Consider the following 16,157-nt stretch of genomic DNA (forward strand, 5'->3'; position numbering starts at 1 on the left):
TTGCGAGTTGCGCATGTGTAATCACATGAATACTGTGCGCAGTCGTGACTGCACTTCAAGACTCCAAGTACGGCCAGTGGTTCAGGGGCGCCGACGTCGACGGCGACGGATTCATTACTCAGCAGGACGTCCGAAAGATGAGCGAGCGCTACCTCGCCGCCCGCGACACCGAACCGGACTCCCCGACCTTCCACCTGCTCACCGAGAAAATGGACCTGTTCTGGACGAACGTGATCGCCCCGATGGATCAGGACGGTGACGGGAAGGTCGATCTGCGGGAGATGGCCGAAGGGTTCACACGGGTCCTGACCGACCCCGCCCTGTACCCGGAACAGATCGAGCCGGTGTCCAACTGCTTCTTCGACCTCGTCGATCTCAACGGAGACGGCAAGATCGACCAGGCGGAATTCCAGCAGATGTTCGACTCGGTCGCCGGCGTCCCCAGCCAGGACTGCGCCGCGGTCTTCGCCGCCTTGGACGGGGACGGCTCCGGAGCGCTGAACCGCGCCGAATTCCACCAGGCGCTCACGGAGTTCTTCTACGGCAACGACCCGGACGCACCTGCCAACCACCTTTTCGGCAGGATCGCTGGCTGACGCCCCCAAATACGGCCCACGACCGTGCGTCGGCACGCCAGACCAGCACGACAAGAAGCGGACCGGAGCCCCAACACACCTGCACAGCCAACGGGCGGCATCCGGTCCGCACCGACGGTGCTCGGCATTCGCGGGAGCGCACGAAATATCGTGCTTGGAGCGCACTGAAGTGCTCTCCATGGTGGTTCCACCGGCTTCCGCAGGGCCAGTAGTTCGCGAACACTACTCTCCATGAGTGCCTCGGTGTGGATCGGTGCGGTCGCAGGGATTATCGGAACAGCCACTGGCGGCGCCCTGACCATCTGGTCAGGGCGCTGGACTCATAGGGCACAAGAACGCAGTTCGCGCGCCGAACAGCAGCGGGCGCGCGCGGCTGCGGCGGCAGAGGCTGCACTGGCCGAACTACTGGAGATCCAGCGCGATTTCCGGAAGGCGAGGACCTCCGACGCAGTTGAGTGGCAACAACGCCTCCGCTCGCTGCACGATCGCATCGCGAAGGTCCAGGTCCTGCTCCACAGCATCCCTGCCACCAAGCTACGGACCCGCGTCAGAGAGGACACGTTCTACATGCCCCTCTCTCCGCCCGATGACAGGCGGGCAGGAAGCGAACGGCGGGTCGCCATCATCGAACTGTGTGCCGACGCCATCGCCTGTCTTGGTGCCTTTCTCCGAGACGAGGAACTGCCCGTACGAAGCGGCAGGGTTGAGGACATACGCAATCTTTGGCCCGAGTGGAAGCACGAAGACGACAGCCACTTCTACGTGTGGGAAGCCGACCATGATGACTCGTTCGATTGAGCATCCAAGGGCCTCCCGGGTGGCGGGGGCTCCCGGTTTGGTGCTCTGTCGGGCAGGCAGCGACGTTCGCACCGCCCCCCCCAGCCAGACGCCCGGTCACTGACGCGGTAACAGCCCGGCGACGATTCGCCCGTGACAGCGGGAATACGCGGTGTGTGCGGTAGAACCAAGCTCCGACGTGAGACGACGGGGGCTGGCTTTGACCGATACGCTGACGTTGTGGTTGACGGTGATCGGTACTCTCACCGGGTTCGTCAGTATGTGCCTCGCCTGGCTCGATCGGCGCGGTCCAAAGCCGCCACGCCAGGGACCGAGCCGCTTTTCGATAGCCGCTGACAAGCCGTACACCGCTGTGGCCCTTCTCGCTGCCTCCGGAGGAATCATCGGAGGGCCCGTGATGAACGGCATAGCGCTATGGCACGAGTTCTCCTTGAACAACCTGGGCTGCGCCGCATGCATTGTGATCAATATCTGCAGCATGTCCCTTGTCGCGATCAACTTCGACCGCCACCGTCACAAGAACCTGCGCCGAGCCTATTTCCTCTTCTCCCTGATATTCATCCTGATCTACATAGCTGTCGCGATTATCAGGTAGGCGAGTTCCTGCGGTTGTCGGGCACCCCAGCGATAAAACTGCAGACTCCAACGTGCCTTTCACGCCTTGGGTGTTGTGACGCTTCGGTCACGGTGACCAAGCGCACCGGAGCTGCGCTTGTAGACGCGCCAAAGACACGCCCCGCCATCGGGCTGTGCCGCTGTTGCCCTGTACGTCGACCGCGCGATGCCCTCGCCCGGCAGCTCGCCCGTGAGGAAGAGCAACACCGCACCTTCGCCGCCTTGCTGGAAGGCTAGGGCGCGGCGAGTGGGAGAGGGGCGTTGGGTGATGGCCCCGGCCGTCGGTGGTGGCTGGGGTGGCATGGGCAGGGTCGAGGAGATGTCCCGCGGGCGGGTCTAGGGCGCCGATCACGCCCACTCCAAAACCGCTGGCGTACCGGGTCTGTGCTGAATTGGTGGGCGGTCTGCTGCTCGAGGTCGCCGCTTGATGGCTGGGAGATTCAGACCGGTCTCGTGATGATGCCGGGTTTGGGGTGGCCGGTCGGTTGTGTACGGGTCAGTCATGGCGGGGGAGCCAGGCGGGGGTGCTGCTGCCGCGGGGGATGAGGATGTCGCGGAAGCTGCCGGGGGTCTGGGACATGTGTACCTGGTCGGTGACGCCCTGGTAGTGGCCGCAGGGGGTGTCGGCGGTGAAGGTGTCCGGGTCGAGATAGGCGTGGGGGGAGTGGGGGTCGGGGTTGAGGGCGGTTGCCTGTGCGTAGGTGCGGTCGAAGACACCGAGGCTGAGGATCCAGGCGGCGATGCGGGTGAGGTTGAGGGTGACGCGGTAGCTGCCGCCGTCGGTGGCACGGCGCATCAGGGCGGCGAGCGCTCCGGTGGTGGCCAGCCAGGACAGGACGTAGTCGTTGACGACGCTGATGTAGGGCAGGCCAGGCGTGCTGGTCGGCCCGGCCGTGACACCGTCTGGGCCCTCCATCAGCATGATGCCGCTGAGCGCACCGGCGGTCTGGTCGAAGCCGACGCGGTGGGCCCAGGGGCCGCTCTCCCCGGCGAGTGAGAGGCTGACGTGGATGATGCCGGGGCGGATCGCCGCGGCCTGTTCGGCGCTCAGACCGATCTTTTCCAGGTAGCCGGGGCGGCGGTTGGCGTAGAAGAGGTCGGCCTCGCCCAGCAGTTGGCGGATCTGGGCCTGCCCGGCGGGGCCGTAGGGGTCGATGGTGGTGGAGCGGACGCCGACGTTGGCGCTGTTGTACGTGGAGTCGTGCTCCAGCTCGCCCGGCCGCCAGATGTTCAGTACGTCCGCACCGTGCTGGGCGAGGTCGCGGCCGACGCCGGCGCCCGCGATGATGTGCCCCATCCCCAGGGCGCGTACGCCCGTCAGCGGCTGGTCAGTGGTGGGGGCGAGGGGTTCGGGTTCGCTGTCGCCGATCTTCTCGATCTTGATGAGCGGTTCCCGGGCGATGTGCTCGTAGGCCGGTTCGCTGAGGAACTCCTGGGTGGTTCGCAGCACGGGCATCACCACGCCGATCTCTTCGCCGGCGCTCTCCAGGTCGGCGGCGTCCCACGTGGCGACGGCGTCCGCGACGGCCTGCTTCTCGGGCCAGGTGCGCAGGAGCTTGTAGACGGCGTTCTTGATCTTGGGGTAGGGGTTGAGCGGCATGACCCAGCGGCCGTCGCGTGCCTGGTAGAAGTCGAAGCCGAGCGGGTTGGCCGGGTCTGAGGGGGTGCCGCCCGGGTAGCCGTTGAGCAGTTCCCACTTCTTGTCGTAGAAGGGGCAGAGCCGGTGCGGGGCCTTGCGCAGGTCCATGGTGATGTCCTGGCCTTCGCCGCCGCGCTGACGCCAAAGTGCTGCCAGGGCAACGGACTTGGCGGTCATCCCCAGGGCGGGCACGGCGCCCAGACGCATGATGCTCGGGACGATCGGGTCGCTGCCGATGAAGCTGATGCTGCCGCCGCTGTCCTCGGGGTGGAGGCCGACCGCGTCCAGGACCTCGCGCAGGGCCTGGTGGATGTCGAAGCCGTCGTCACGGGTGAGCGGGTGGGCGATGGCCTTCTGGATGCGGTCGGTGAGTTCTTCGGCGCTCATGAATACTGCCGCCTTTGCATCTGTGCGGGGTGAGGATGTCGGGACGGGCCCGCCGCGGGAGGCGGTCGCACGCCGCGCCTCGGAGGGCGGCTCGGGTAGCAGAGCATTCGCCGTGGACGCGTATCGGGGCGGTGTGCGTGCGTGCGCTCGCGGTCGGCGGTGGGTTCGCCGAGGGTATCCCCAAGATCCTGAAAAAGGGTGGAATGCACCATGCGGCGGACCACTGGATCGCTCTCGGGCAAGGCGCAGTCCAGATTAAGTTGTATTATGCAACACGAGCGTAATCCCGGACTGCCGATGATGCAAAATGCACCTCACGATGCGGGTGCAGACGAGGGATGGGCATTGAGATGGCCGCTGACGACCGAGATGTGCCGGCACTCGTCCGCGAGCTGGTGACCCTCTCCCGGCGTTTCCGGACCAACGCCGAACGGCTCCACCCGGACCTGAGCTTCGTCGAGTACTCCCTGCTTTCGGAGATGGCCGAACGGAACGGGGGCCGAGCGCGAGACCTGACCGGCCTCTACGGCATCAACAAATCCACGATCAGCCGCCAGGTCGCCGCTCTGCAGCATGCGGGCCTGGTGGTACGCGAAGCCGACCCGGACAACGCCCGCGTGCAGCTGCTGCATCCCCTCGACCACGGCCACGAACTCCTCGCCCACGCCGATGCCCTGATGCACCACGAGGTATCCACCCGTCCCCAAGCCTGGTCCCCGCAAGAGGTCAGAGCCCTCCGCGGCCTGCTCGCCCGCTACAACACCGCCGCCTCCGCCGTCACCGAGGACAGCCACACCTGACGCCTGCGCCGTTGCGGGGGCTCGAGTGGCACGGGGTGTTCAGGGGCAGGGCCGTCGCAAGCTCAACCATGTCGGCCCCCGCTATCAGCTCGCCTTCGAGCTGCCCCAGGGGGCACCGACGCCGGGAAACGGATCATCGGCGCAAGCGCCACCTGGGCTGCGACACCCCGGGGTTGCTGCTCACCGTGCTGGTCACCGCGGCCAGCGTGTCCGACACGCAGCCGGCTTAACGCTGGTGTCCCGCATCGCCGCCACCCACCCGCGGGTGACCGAGGCCTGGGTGGATGCCGGCTACCGCACCACCGCCATCGACCACGGCGCCCAGCTCGGCATCGACGTCCACCCCGTCCAACGCCCGCCGGGCAGCCGCGGGTTCACGATCAACCCGCGCCACTGGACGATCGAGCACAGCATCGGCTGGCTCCTGCACCACCGCAGGCTCGCCCGCGACTACCAGCGACACCCGCACCGCTCCGAAGTCACCATCCACCTCGCGATGATCGACCTCATGTCCCGCAGACTCACCGGCGAAGCCACCCCCAACTGGCGCGGCACCTAACTAAACCTGGGACCAAACACAGCTCCACGGACCAAACACTCAGTAAGGTTCAGGAGACACATCGCCCACGGTGGGACTCGGTAGCCTCCCGGGCAGACGAACGGCGGTCTCCACCGGGGGAAATTGACGTGACGCGGCGCCAGCCTCCTACCGGATTTGCGCCGTGGTGGGCAGGTGTCAGGGCGGAGGATCCTTGGTGAGCCGGGCGATGAACGCATCTGCCTCGGCCGCGCTGATCTCGACGTGGTCGGTGTCGTTGTGCCCCAGTTCGTACAGGCGCAGGTACTCGGTGGGTTCCCAGCGCAGGTTCCGGGTGTATGCGTGATCCGAGGTGATGCCGCCGTCAGCCGTGCTGCGGCGCACGATGCCCGCGGGGCTGCTGCGGGGGTAGTCGTCGCTGACCCTTGCGTAGTACGTGGTGGTGTCCGGCGAAGCGTTGAGGACTTGCACCGTGGCGCCGCGCTGATGCAACCACCGTTCCAGTTCACGGCCCGCCATTTCCTGGCGGGCACCGTTGGCCATGACGTGCGCGGGCCCGTACACGCTGCCGGTGAGGCCCTCCACCACCGTGTGCTCGTCCAGAAGCACCTTGAAGGACGTCCTTTGCACCGACGCACCGGTCAGATCGGCCCCTTCAAGACGCGCCCCCAGGAGCACAGCGCCATCGAGCCGCGCAGATCGGAAGGAAGCCCCACGGGCGTCGGTCTCGAAGAGGTCGGCGCTCCCCAGGTTCGCCTCGGACAGCACAGCGCCCCGCAGGCTCGCCCTATCCAGCACTGCCTTGACCAGACAGGCCCGGCTGAGGTCGGCGCGGTCCAGGGCGGCGTTTCTCAGATCAGCGCGGTACAGGTCGGTGCTGGTCAGGACCGCGTCCTCGAGGCGGGTTTCGATAAAAAGCCCGATGGCTAGGTCGGCGCCGGTGAGGTCGGCACCGGACGCAATGAGTCCGCACAGGTCGAGGGTGGTGTCCTCTTGCCCGCTCCATGCTCTGAGTTCGTCGGCAGCCGCGGAGTCCGGGGGCAGTACGCGCACGGTCCGAACGCCCTCACACCTGTCAGGCACTCGATCACTCCAACGATGCTCGCCGACGTCTGACGCCCTCACAGTAGCCAACGGCGTCTGCCCCGACCTCCGGACTCCGGTTGTGTGGATCTCCGGAAGCATCCCGAACGGATGCCACGCCTGCACCACCGATTGCTAGCTTTGCGCGGTGGTCCGACCTCCCGCCGGACCACGACCAGTTCGAAGTCCACCGATCTGGAGGGATCCATGCAAAAGGCGAAGAAGTGGCTCGGCACGTCAGGACTCGTGTTGGCCACGATGCTGGGAACGACCGTCGCCCTGGCACCCCAGGCCCAGGCAGCGTCCAACTGCCGAGCCTGGACCGCGGACAACGGACATCGGGCCGTCGGCCTCTGCCAGAGCGGCAGCGGGGAGTTCCGGGTCCGCGGCGTCTGCGCCGCGCTCCAGGGCAGCGCACCGTTCTACGGAACCAAGGGGTACCGCAACGGCACCACCGAGCAGGCGTCCATCTGGGACTGCGGCTCGGGCGGCTGGGCCGAGAACCTGTGGGTCGAGACCCTCTGACCGGGAGTCGGCCGACTCCGTGAGCGCGGGACCCCCTCGCCCGGGGCCCCGCGCGCCGGACGGGGGTTAAGACGCCATTTCAGTTGGCGGGATCTCGCGGCAGTCTGGGGTGATGGCTGCTGGGCTTGTCGCGCCCCGGGGCGCTCGTATGCGTGAGCAGGGGCTACTTGTGCACGATCCGTACATCCGTGATCTCAGCCGCGATCGCGTCCACCACTTCACGGTGGCCGCTGACGGCGCTGGCTCGGCCGGCCCAGTAGCGAGTGGTCTCGAGCGCGGGCAGCCGCAGTTGTCCGGCGTACTGCACGACGGTGCGGAACAGCAGCGGCCGTCCGTCCTCGAGTCGGTAACTCCCCAAGCCCGACCAGGACGTGAGCACGTAGAAGCCGACACTGATATCACTGCCTGAGGTGAGGGAGCTGAATGCCACCTGGCCATACCCGCGCTCCCACAACAGCGCAAGGCACTCGCGCTCGCTGACAGGCCGCGGCCCGGCGCGTTTGCCGAGCTGGGCTACGGCCCCTTCCCGCTGCTCGCCTTCGCGAGTTCGCGGGAGATGGCGCGTTCATCCTGTCCGCGCACGGCCTGCTCCAGACTGTGGTCGTTGCGCTGCGAGAACCGCTCGCCCTTGGCGAAGTCGTCCTCGCTCAGCACCTGGCCGCACCACTCCCCTCGCCCCGCCACATGGTCGTCGAACGGCACGGCCGCGCCCTCGCCGAGGACAATCCACTGGTCGGCGTCCCAGCGCAGGGCGAGGACGTAGGTGTGACCGGTCTCCAGCCGGGGCGCCTCCGGGGCGGTGCCCTTGATCCGCTTGCCGTTGCGGTACACCGACCAGCCCGGGGCCGTCATGTCGAACTCGGTGCCCAGCTCATGCCGAGGGGTGGCAGCGGACCACAGCACCTTCTCCTTCCGGAACGTCACCGCCCGGTCGACGGTGTACCGCACCGCCCCCTTGGCGACGTCCTGCCTGTTGCTCTCCCGCTCGGAGGCCGGCACCGCCACCACCACGTGGTCCGCGCCCGCTTTCCAGTCCGCCGCGGTCTGGGAGGGGTAGGGGGCGTCGGCCGCGCCGCAGCCCACCACAGTGCGCAGCCCCTCCCGGCCAGTGAGCACACTCGCGGTGATACCGACCGCGGCCAACACAGCCACAGCGGGTCTGCCAGACAACAGGGGACGGACCGTGAACCTCAACTCAAGACTCCCGTTCTCGAACAGCATCGGGCCATTCAGTGTCTACACATGCATTGATCACTTTCCTCGCCGGTTGGTTCCGAGCGAGCTGTCACGAGGGGCGACCTGCGCAGACGAGGCAGCGCGGGGAAGCAGGAGGCGGGCGCCTGACGGCAGCGATCGGGCCCGACAAGGGCCTTGGCGAACAGCCCTTGTGCGAATCGCAGCAGGGGACGCCCTTTCAGTTGGTGAGTCTGTGGTGGCATATGAGGGTCGAAGCGATGGCTGTTAAGGCGAGGAAGTGTTCCGGCTTGCGCTCGTAGCGGCGATGAAGACGTCGGCAGCCTGACAACCAGGACACGGTTCGCTCTACGACCCAGCGGTGTCGTCCCAGTCGTTGGGATGACTCGATGCCCTTACGGGCGAGGCAGTGCCGAATGCCGCGGGAGGCCAGCCAGCGCCGCAGGTACGGGTAGTCGTAGCCCTTGTCTCCGTGCAGCTTCCCGGGCCGGCGGCGTCGGGGGCCGCGACGTGAGCGGATGGGCGGGATTCCGCGGACCAGCGGGATGAGGGCCTGGCTGTCGTGGAGGTTCGCGGCGGAGATGCCGATGGACAGAGGCAGCCCGCTGCGGTCAACGATGAGGTGGATTTTCGATCCGCTCTTGCCGCGGTCGGTCGGATTCGGTCCCGTCAGCCGCCCCCTTTGAGGGCCCGGACGCTGACGGAGTCGATCGCGCATCGCGACCAGTGCAGCACGCCCTGAGCCCCGAGTTCGTCCAGGACCAAGCGATGAAGCTTGGCCCACACCCTGGCCTCGGTCCACACGGTGAACCGGCGAAAGGCCGTTACCCCCGACAGACCGAAGCCAGCGGCAACTGATTCCAGGTGCACCCCGAGGTGGCCACGAAGATGATCGCGGCCAGCACCTCGCGGTCCCCTCGGCGACGATGCCCTCCACCTTGCGGCCGTTCCGGGGCCGGCGGGACCACGCGCTGGAACAACTCTCACAGATCATCCGGCGCCAACCGTTCGACAAGCCCAGCAGCCATCACCCCAGACTGCCGCGAGATCCCGCCAACTGAAATGGCGTCTAAGGGGGCGAAAGGCGCATGATCGTGAACTCGTGGGCCGAACAACTGATACCGCGGGCCTTCGGCTGCTCACGGGCGGGCGGATCCTCGTGCTCGGGTCAGGAGCTACGCTGGGCCCAGACGTGGCAGAACCCCGCTGACCGGAAACTGCCAGCTAGTACCGGAAACTACCGGCGCCCGAGGCGCAGGCAAGCCCTGTGCCCGTTGGCATGGCCGTCGTTCCAGACCAAGCATCCCGTTCCCGGAGACGTCGGCACGATGCTCCCCCGAACGATGCTCTTGGCGCCCTGTCCAGCTTGACCGCTGACCTGCGCAAAGAAATGTGACACAGCTTCTAACTTGTTGACGGGCCGTCGTGCCAGCGAAACCAGGCGCGGTCCTGGTCGATGTGGAGTAGAAACTCGGCCACGGGCCCCGACGGCGATTCTAGGGTCAGGGCACCTTCGATGAGGTCATAGACGTCGTCGAACCGTTCGAACTCTTCGGCGCCGACGAGGGCGTTGATCTCGTCGAACCAGGGCTTGAACTGGCTGAAGGCAGGCTCTGAGAGGAAACGTCCACGCTGCCAGGGCATGCCTGGCTCGTCGATGACAATCGTGCCGACGAGGGTGCTGCCGCTCAAGAGTCGCCACTCGTCGTGATGATCGGTCATCCTGGATCCATGGCGCGGTTCCTACGGCTTCATTGCGTGATCATGCCGATCTCGCGGCGATGGGTCGCTATGAACGGCAGTACGGCGTCCTGGCCGAGGCCGCTCTGGATGGCTGGCAGGACCAGCCGCAGGCAGGCGAGATCTCCGCGGAGGAGTTTGAGCTCCTGTGGGTCGATGCCAGGCGAGTTCTTGGTGCTTCAGGCTGATCTGGCGGGCTGAGGTTCGTAGACGGTGCCGTCGCGGAGCATCGCGAAGAGGACGTCTGCCCGCCGTCTGGCGAGCTCAGCTTGTCTTTAGACCCCACCTGGCTCTGCAGATGACTGCTGACATCAGCAGCGGATACTTTAGGGCCAAACCGTGATGGCGCCGGCGGTTGGGATGAGAGTGCCCGTGAGGGAGAGGAGCCAGTAGCGGGGTGCGGTGAGTTGGGTTCGGCGGGCGAGGGGCCGGTTGGCGATCCACCAGAGGACGGCGCTCGCAGCGATCACGGGGCCGAAGAAGAGAAGTGCCGCATTCGGACTGTCGTCATGCTCGTTGTTCGGGATGCTTGTCGTCAGCCCCATGTCGGCGAGCGTCCAGTTCGATAGCAGAAACCAGAGCATCAGCATGGGCACGAGGGCGGGGATGCCCAGTAGTAGATTGATGCCCAGTGGTGTGTACCAACGTCTGGTCATGGTCCCCCTCGATCCTGGACTGCGACGACATCATGGCCGGTTGTCCCGGTCAGTGCTGGATCAGATCGCCGACGGGGACGGGTGCCACGTGGCCCGTTGCCGGGACACTCTGCGCCAGTGCGAGGCCGACGTCTACGAGCGATGACCTGCGCAAACCAGCAATATCAGAGCTCGAAGCCCAGACCGACTCGGCGGTTTCGCCGTTCGGTTCGGGCCGGAGCATGCCTCCGGTGACACGAACCCGGTAGAAGATGCCGCGGGGATCACCCTTGAGTCCACGCCCAAGAGGCATTCGACGACCGCGTCGTAGCCGGTATCTTCAGCGACCTCCCGGGTCACCGCGTCGAACGGATCCTCCGCGTGGCCTACCCCTCCGCCCGGAAGCGTCCAGGTGGACCCGCCCTCCGGGGGCAGGTGACGGGCGAGCAGCACCCGTCTGTCCTCAACGCAAACGGCATACGCCGCCAGCCGGAAACTCATCCCCGCGCCTCCCCACTGACGCTAACCCGCCCCTCCGCGCCACGATATCCGCCCCTCGCTTCGAACGGGCAGCTGCAGATCGTCACTTGAGAGGATCCGCACCCATCGCCCAAGTACCGCAAGACTCGGCGCAGCCCGCCGACAATGGGATGTCCCGGCGGCGAGCGGCTGGTTTGGGTCAATTTCCGCCGTGCCCGCAGGCATAGCGGGTCACTCGCCCTGCCCTCACACAAGAGCAGGCCTGGGCCAATACGGTGAACGGGGCGAGGAGCGTGCGGAGCCCGCCCCCGCCGGCAGTCCTGGCCAAGCTGATGGGGGAGGTGGTGCCCCGACCACTCCCTCTCGAAGGCTGGAAGGCACAGATGCTGCACTGCCAGGTCGACAGCATCGGCCCATCCGACCAGCACGCGGGCCTGGTGAAGCTCGAGGTATCCCTTCCCCGGCCAAGACGCCCGCACCTCCGTGCACGGCGTGCCGGGGGAGTCGGGTCGTTCCCGACTCTCGGTGGGATGGGCCCCAGGGAAGTCGGATCCCGTGCCGTGCCCGGAGTGCTCTGCGTGCACGGCGAGCATCCTGCACGCTGTCGCTGGTGTGGTGCGCTGCTCGCTTCCTGCGGGGCGCTACGACGAGGCGAAGCCGCCCGAGTACGACGACAACGGCCGCGGGATCGAGGTGGCCGGAGAGCGGGGCGGGTGGCACCTGTCCGCCCCCGACCGCGGCGGCGACCGCGTCGCCTGGACCGATACGGCCCACTCCGCGACGCCGCACGGCGCCTCGCGCGCCCTCCAGTTCGTTCGACTGCACTGCCCGACATGCGGATGGACTGCAGTCGAGCAGCTTCCCCACCGCGCCAGCACTCTGCGTTGCGTGAACTGCAAGCAGCACCTGGCAACCGGGCGGCTCGAGAGGTAGCTCACCCGTCACTACCCGATCGGCGACACCGGCTCCGTACCCTTCCCCTGCGGCCCGACCTCGTCCCGTGTCACCTGTGCATCGGCGGCCGCGTCGTCAAGGATTTCGCGAACCACGATCCGGGCGCTCTCCACCTGGGAGAGCATCTCCTCGAACGCTTCCAGTTGCTCGCTCAACTCCGCAACCTGGAAACGGGGTTCAGCTATCTGCTCCCGTCTCGCGTCGCTCCAGTTCCTCCAGCAGGGAAACCATCGCCCCACTCGCTCCCTTCTCGAGAAGGGAGAAGTGATCGGCACCTGCCACCAGTCCGCTCACACAAACTGCCAGCTCAGTCAGTCGAAACGAAGCGGGACGCAAGCTAGATAACGCGTCGCCCGTCCGCCTGCCCCGGTGATTTCCTCGGTGGTCTCCCGGGCCACGGTCCGTCCAGGTCGAGGACCGCCACCGCTGCGCCCCGGCGGGCGAGACCGGATGCGATGGCGCGTCCGATCCCGCTGCCGGCGCCGGTGACCAGGCCGACCCTGCCGGTGAAGTCGCTCACGCCAGCGCCTCGTGGTTCGCCCACGCCGCCTTGAACGGGTAGCGGGTGCGCCAGGTGTCGAAGACCTCGCCGACCTCCGGTGCGGCGAATACGGTCCCCAGCGCCTCCACGTCGGCGGCGCCGAGCTGGACGACGACCGTGGCGATGAACGCCGGAATCTCCTCCTCGCCGGGGACCGGAATGTGGCGCTGCGCGGCGAACGTCTGGAGCACGCCGGTGCCCTTCGCGGCCTTTTCGAGGTCCGCGAGGTACTGGTTCAGGTCGGGGTCGGGAATCGGTTCGGTGAACTGTACAAACATGGTGTGCTGCATCATGTCTCCATACGACCACCGGATACCCGGACGCGTCCAAGACTCCTTCCGTAGGTATTCGATAACCTCAAGGAATGGATCTGTTGGAGGTCAGGGAACTGCGGTATTTCGTCAGCGTCGCCGAGGAGCTGCACTTCGGCCGCGCCGCTGACAGGCTCGCCGTCGCGCAGCCCGCCCTGTCTAAGACCATCAAGCGCATCGAGGCCCGACTGCGCGTCACGCTCTTCGACCGCACCAGCCGCAGCGTCGCGCTGACGCCCGCGGGCGTGGCCTTGCTGGAGCACGGCCGGCATGCGCTGAACGCGATGACGGTCGCCGTGCAGAGCACCCAACGCGCCGCCGACGACGCACCGTTGAGGTTCGTGATCAAACCCGGAGGGGACGCGAACCTGCTCTCCGGGATTCTCGCCGCCTACGCGGAGCAGCCCGGTGCCCGGCGGGTCGACATCCTCTTCAGCGGCGCCACCGACCGCACCGATCACCTGCGCGACGGGCGCGCCGACGCGGGCCTGCTCTACGCCCCGTTCGACGACCTCGGCGGACTGGCCACCAAGACCCTCCACGTCGAGGACCGGGTAGCCGTCCTCCCCGAAAACCACCGGCTCGCCGGGCGCGACAGTGTCTCCCTGGGCGACCTCAGCGACGAGGTCTTCCCGCAGTGGCCGGGTGTCCCCGGCGGCGGCAGCGGTCCCGAGGTCGCCGATGCCGGCGAACTCACCGCTCTGGTGAGGATCGCCCGCGTTGTCGCCGTCCTGCCCCGCTCGCTCGTCACGCCCGTGCCGCCGGGCATCGTGTGCATCCCTGTGCCCGATGCCGGGCCGAGCCGGATCGTCATCGCCTGCCGGGACGACGACCAGCGCGAGCACGTCATGGCCCTGATCGCCGCCGCCGCATCTCGGCGGCGCGGCTGAGCCCCTCCGCCCACCCCGGGTCATCCCCTCCTCGCGCGCGTGTCCCGGTCGACAGGCGGCGACTGAAGCCCCGGCGGTCTTCGCAGCGAACGGCTCCGCTGACGGGCACCTGCCGTCGGCGGAGGTTACAGGCCGAAGCGGGCGCCGAAGCCCCGTAGGCGCGGCGCTCGTCGGCGGGGAAGACGTCGGGGTGGCCGGCGCCGCGGTCCCGCCTCCGCTCGGGCGGATGCCGCGAGGCAGGGAGCTCCACCACCCGACCGGGCATGGGGGCCGGGCGGCTGACACGCCCGGCGCGCCAGCGGACGAATGGCACACCCGGTCCCATCTTCGGAAAGCCGTCGACAGCCATCAGCCGCCCGGCGCGCGAGCTGGTCACGAACCGTACAGTCGCGTACCCGCAGGCCGTAGGCGCGAGCGCAGCCGAACGGCCGAGGGCTACGTCGAGCAGCGCCGCCCACACGTCGATGCCCAGGGCGTGCTGGATCTGGACCCCGATGTGTCCGGCGGCGAGGCGGGCGCCGATCTCGATGACCGTGCACTGCCCGTCCCCGCCGACGATGACCTCGGTGTGCGAGGCGCCGCGCCGGATACCGGTCGTGCGGATAGCCCCCTTGACCTCCCGATATACGGCCGCCTCCACGGCCGGGGGCAGCAAGACGGGCAGGCTGTGCCCCGTCTCCACTCTCGTCGCTCCGCCGGTCACCTGTTTGCGGGTCACGGCGAGGTGCGTCGTATCGAACAGAATTCGAACGCAGCTAGTTGATTACCCCACGGGTCGCATTTGTAAGCGCATGTTGTGACTGAGCGTTTCCGTTGGCCCCTGAGCGTTGTACTCGGCCCGGCTGAGCGGGACGGTTGGCCTGCGCGGTTGGCGGTTGGGCTGAGCTGGGCTTCGGCAGGACTCAAGCTGGCGTCCCCACTCCACAGTGCGGCCGATGAGTTTATGGCTCCCGGCCGGTCCAAGCTTGTGACTACCTGGAAAGGACACCGCCATGTCGGAGCTTCTCGTCGACTTCATCACTTCCCTCGACGGCCATGCATCGGGGGAGGGGTGGCCCGGGTTCTGGGGCCTCGAGGGCCCGGAGTACCTCGCGTGGCTCGGTGAGCAGCCCGAGGCCACTCACCTGATGGGAGCTAACACCTACCGCCAGATGTCTGGCTTCGCCGCAGGCCAGGTCCCCAGTGGCCAAGACGAGTTCAGGCCGGAGGAAGAAGCCTCCGTAGACGCGCTCACGCAAGCGTCCAAGGTGGTCTTCTCCTCCTCACTGGAGGGCCCACTGAAGTGGGCCAACTCCACGCTCGTCCGCGATGACGCCGTCGAGGCGGTCCGCACCATGAAGGCGAGTGGGTCGGGGCTCCTCAGCACGATCGGTAGCCTCGCCCTGTGCCGGTCCCTGCTACGAGCCGGACTCGTCGACCGCTTCCGGGTCGTAATGTTCCCGGTGATCACCGGGGCCACGGGTGAAGAACGCATCTACGACGGCTATCCGGACGTTGCCCTTGAGATGATTGAGCACCGCACCTTCGACGGCCGCATCCAGCTGGTCGAGTACAAGCCTCGCGTGCTGGAGCACCCCCCGCTCGACGTCCCTGCGTGACCTCGCCTAGTCCGCCGGTCTCGACTGCCGCCAGACCGGCGCTGGCGGGCGCGAAGGACGCCCCGCTCGGAAGTCAGGGGAGTACTCCTTTCGCCTGACCAAGCCAGAAAGGTGATCACAGGACGAGCATGAGTTTGCCGCCGGGGCGGCGGGATTGGCTGAGCTTGGCCGCTTCCTGGATCTGGTCGAGGGCGTAGGTGCGGGCGACCGGTACCACCAGGATGCCTTCGCCGGCGAGCCTGGCGAACTCATTCATCTGGTCGTAGCGGATCTCGGTGGTGATCCGGACGCCCAGTTCGGCTGCGGCGGCGAAGTCCGAGACGGTGAGGACACGGTCGGGATCCCCGGTCAGCTCGATCAAGGTCGGTAGCGAGCCGCCGGCCGGGCTGGGCTGGTCGGCGCGGTCGATCCGGCCCCCGGTCGGCGTGGCGTCCAGGGCGCGGTCCACGGCGCCTGGGGTCAGTGAGCTGACGCGTTCGGCCATGCCCTCGCCGTAGGTGGTCACCTGGGCGCCGATCTCTTCCAGGGCGGCGGCCCGTGTCGGCCCGGCTGTGGCGATCACCCGGATACCCCGGTGCAGCGCGAAGCGCACCGCCGCCTCGCCCACGGTGGTGCCCGCGCCGTGGACGAGCAGCAGCTCACCCGGCTGGACGCCGAGGTCGTCGAGCGCGCGCCACGCCGTCTCGGCCGCCATCGGCAGCGCTGCGGCCCGCTCGGCGGTTATGCCCTCGGGAATGTGTGCCCAGGCCGGCATCAGCGCGTATTCGGCGGCGCCGGCCGTCGGGCCGTCGAAGGAGGCCGGGCCGAACACGCGATCGCCGATCTGAACGCCG

Annotated in this window: 17 protein-coding genes and 3 pseudogenes; 8 read left to right on the top strand and 12 right to left on the bottom strand. The window is 67.6% G+C overall.

Annotated features, from left to right (window positions below):
• Positions 1–44 precede the first annotated feature (44 nt).
• The 3 genes from ACFUPX_RS09295 (at position 45) to ACFUPX_RS09305 (ending at position 1,989) form a co-directional block, all read left to right on the top strand.
• Positions 45–596 (top strand): EF-hand domain-containing protein, encoded by a 552-nt coding sequence (locus ACFUPX_RS09295; protein WP_383318541.1) that lies wholly within the window; start codon positions 45–47, stop codon positions 594–596.
• A 231-nt stretch (positions 597–827) separates the two neighbouring features.
• Positions 828–1,394 carry a hypothetical protein gene (locus tag ACFUPX_RS09300; protein WP_383318544.1) on the top strand — a complete coding sequence of 189 codons (567 nt, stop codon included), beginning with the start codon at positions 828–830 and terminating at the stop codon, positions 1,392–1,394.
• Between the two features lie 199 nt (positions 1,395–1,593).
• Complete coding sequence (locus ACFUPX_RS09305; protein WP_383318546.1) at positions 1,594–1,989, top strand: hypothetical protein; 396 nt, start codon at positions 1,594–1,596, stop codon at positions 1,987–1,989.
• Positions 1,990–2,505: 516 nt separating this feature from the next.
• Here ACFUPX_RS09305 and ACFUPX_RS09310 read toward each other — a convergent pair.
• A complete protein-coding gene (locus ACFUPX_RS09310) occupies positions 2,506–4,035 on the bottom strand; it encodes a CoA transferase (RefSeq protein ID WP_383318549.1) in 1,530 nt (509 codons plus the stop codon).
• Between the two features lie 350 nt (positions 4,036–4,385).
• Between ACFUPX_RS09310 and ACFUPX_RS09315 the strand changes: the two genes are divergently transcribed.
• Positions 4,386–4,835, top strand: a complete 450-nt coding sequence (locus tag ACFUPX_RS09315; protein ID WP_383318552.1) for a MarR family winged helix-turn-helix transcriptional regulator — start codon at positions 4,386–4,388, stop codon at positions 4,833–4,835.
• A gap of 84 nt (positions 4,836–4,919) precedes the next feature.
• A pseudogene (locus ACFUPX_RS09320) lies at positions 4,920–5,394 on the top strand (transposase); the annotation flags it as partial.
• A 177-nt stretch (positions 5,395–5,571) separates the two neighbouring features.
• Here ACFUPX_RS09320 and ACFUPX_RS09325 read toward each other — a convergent pair.
• Positions 5,572–6,426, bottom strand: coding sequence for a pentapeptide repeat-containing protein (locus ACFUPX_RS09325; RefSeq protein WP_383318555.1), 855 nt, complete (start codon positions 6,424–6,426; stop codon positions 5,572–5,574).
• 237 nt (positions 6,427–6,663) lie between these two features.
• Between ACFUPX_RS09325 and ACFUPX_RS09330 the strand changes: the two genes are divergently transcribed.
• Positions 6,664–6,981: a hypothetical protein gene (locus ACFUPX_RS09330; RefSeq protein ID WP_383318558.1), complete on the top strand. Its 318-nt coding sequence runs from the start codon at positions 6,664–6,666 to the stop codon at positions 6,979–6,981.
• Positions 6,982–7,144: 163 nt separating this feature from the next.
• On the opposite strand, the gene ACFUPX_RS09335 is transcribed toward ACFUPX_RS09330, so the two are convergent.
• From ACFUPX_RS09335 to ACFUPX_RS09370, 8 genes and pseudogenes are all read right to left on the bottom strand, one after another.
• Positions 7,145–7,411 carry a hypothetical protein gene (locus ACFUPX_RS09335; RefSeq protein WP_383318561.1) on the bottom strand — a complete coding sequence of 89 codons (267 nt, stop codon included), beginning with the start codon at positions 7,409–7,411 and terminating at the stop codon, positions 7,145–7,147.
• An 83-nt stretch (positions 7,412–7,494) separates the two neighbouring features.
• Positions 7,495–8,097, bottom strand: a complete 603-nt coding sequence (locus tag ACFUPX_RS09340; protein WP_383318564.1) for a hypothetical protein — start codon at positions 8,095–8,097, stop codon at positions 7,495–7,497.
• Between the two features lie 298 nt (positions 8,098–8,395).
• Positions 8,396–9,155 (bottom strand): annotated as a pseudogene (locus ACFUPX_RS09345) (IS5 family transposase).
• A 424-nt stretch (positions 9,156–9,579) separates the two neighbouring features.
• Complete coding sequence (locus tag ACFUPX_RS09350; RefSeq protein ID WP_383318567.1) at positions 9,580–9,897, bottom strand: hypothetical protein; 318 nt, start codon at positions 9,895–9,897, stop codon at positions 9,580–9,582.
• A gap of 344 nt (positions 9,898–10,241) precedes the next feature.
• Positions 10,242–10,571: a hypothetical protein gene (locus ACFUPX_RS09355; protein ID WP_383318570.1), complete on the bottom strand. Its 330-nt coding sequence runs from the start codon at positions 10,569–10,571 to the stop codon at positions 10,242–10,244.
• Positions 10,572–10,620: 49 nt separating this feature from the next.
• A pseudogene (locus ACFUPX_RS09360) lies at positions 10,621–11,051 on the bottom strand (NUDIX hydrolase).
• A 923-nt stretch (positions 11,052–11,974) separates the two neighbouring features.
• On the bottom strand, positions 11,975–12,139 hold the full coding sequence (locus ACFUPX_RS09365; RefSeq protein WP_383318573.1) for a hypothetical protein: 165 nt from the start codon (positions 12,137–12,139) through the stop codon (positions 11,975–11,977).
• Positions 12,140–12,500: 361 nt separating this feature from the next.
• Positions 12,501–12,818, bottom strand: a complete 318-nt coding sequence (locus tag ACFUPX_RS09370) for a hypothetical protein (protein WP_383272045.1) — start codon at positions 12,816–12,818, stop codon at positions 12,501–12,503.
• Between the two features lie 71 nt (positions 12,819–12,889).
• On the opposite strand from ACFUPX_RS09370, the gene ACFUPX_RS09375 reads away from it, so the two are divergent.
• Positions 12,890–13,726, top strand: a complete 837-nt coding sequence (locus tag ACFUPX_RS09375; RefSeq protein ID WP_383318577.1) for a LysR family transcriptional regulator — start codon at positions 12,890–12,892, stop codon at positions 13,724–13,726.
• Here the strand turns inward: ACFUPX_RS09375 and ACFUPX_RS09380 are convergent.
• Complete coding sequence (locus tag ACFUPX_RS09380; RefSeq protein ID WP_383318580.1) at positions 13,683–14,444, bottom strand: hypothetical protein; 762 nt, start codon at positions 14,442–14,444, stop codon at positions 13,683–13,685. The two genes, ACFUPX_RS09375 and ACFUPX_RS09380, sit on opposite strands and share 44 nt — an antisense overlap.
• Positions 14,445–14,718: 274 nt before the next feature.
• On the opposite strand from ACFUPX_RS09380, the gene ACFUPX_RS09385 reads away from it, so the two are divergent.
• The gene (locus ACFUPX_RS09385) at positions 14,719–15,324 is read left to right on the top strand and encodes a dihydrofolate reductase family protein (RefSeq protein ID WP_383318583.1); all 606 of its coding nucleotides are present in this window, start codon (positions 14,719–14,721) and stop codon (positions 15,322–15,324) included.
• A gap of 115 nt (positions 15,325–15,439) precedes the next feature.
• Here ACFUPX_RS09385 and ACFUPX_RS09390 read toward each other — a convergent pair.
• Positions 15,440–16,157 (bottom strand): zinc-binding dehydrogenase (locus ACFUPX_RS09390; protein ID WP_383318586.1); only part of this gene is annotated, 718 nt, incomplete at its 5' end.

This window comes from Streptomyces sp. NPDC057302 (assembly GCF_042667685.1).
GTDB lineage: Bacteria > Actinomycetota > Actinomycetes > Streptomycetales > Streptomycetaceae > Streptomyces.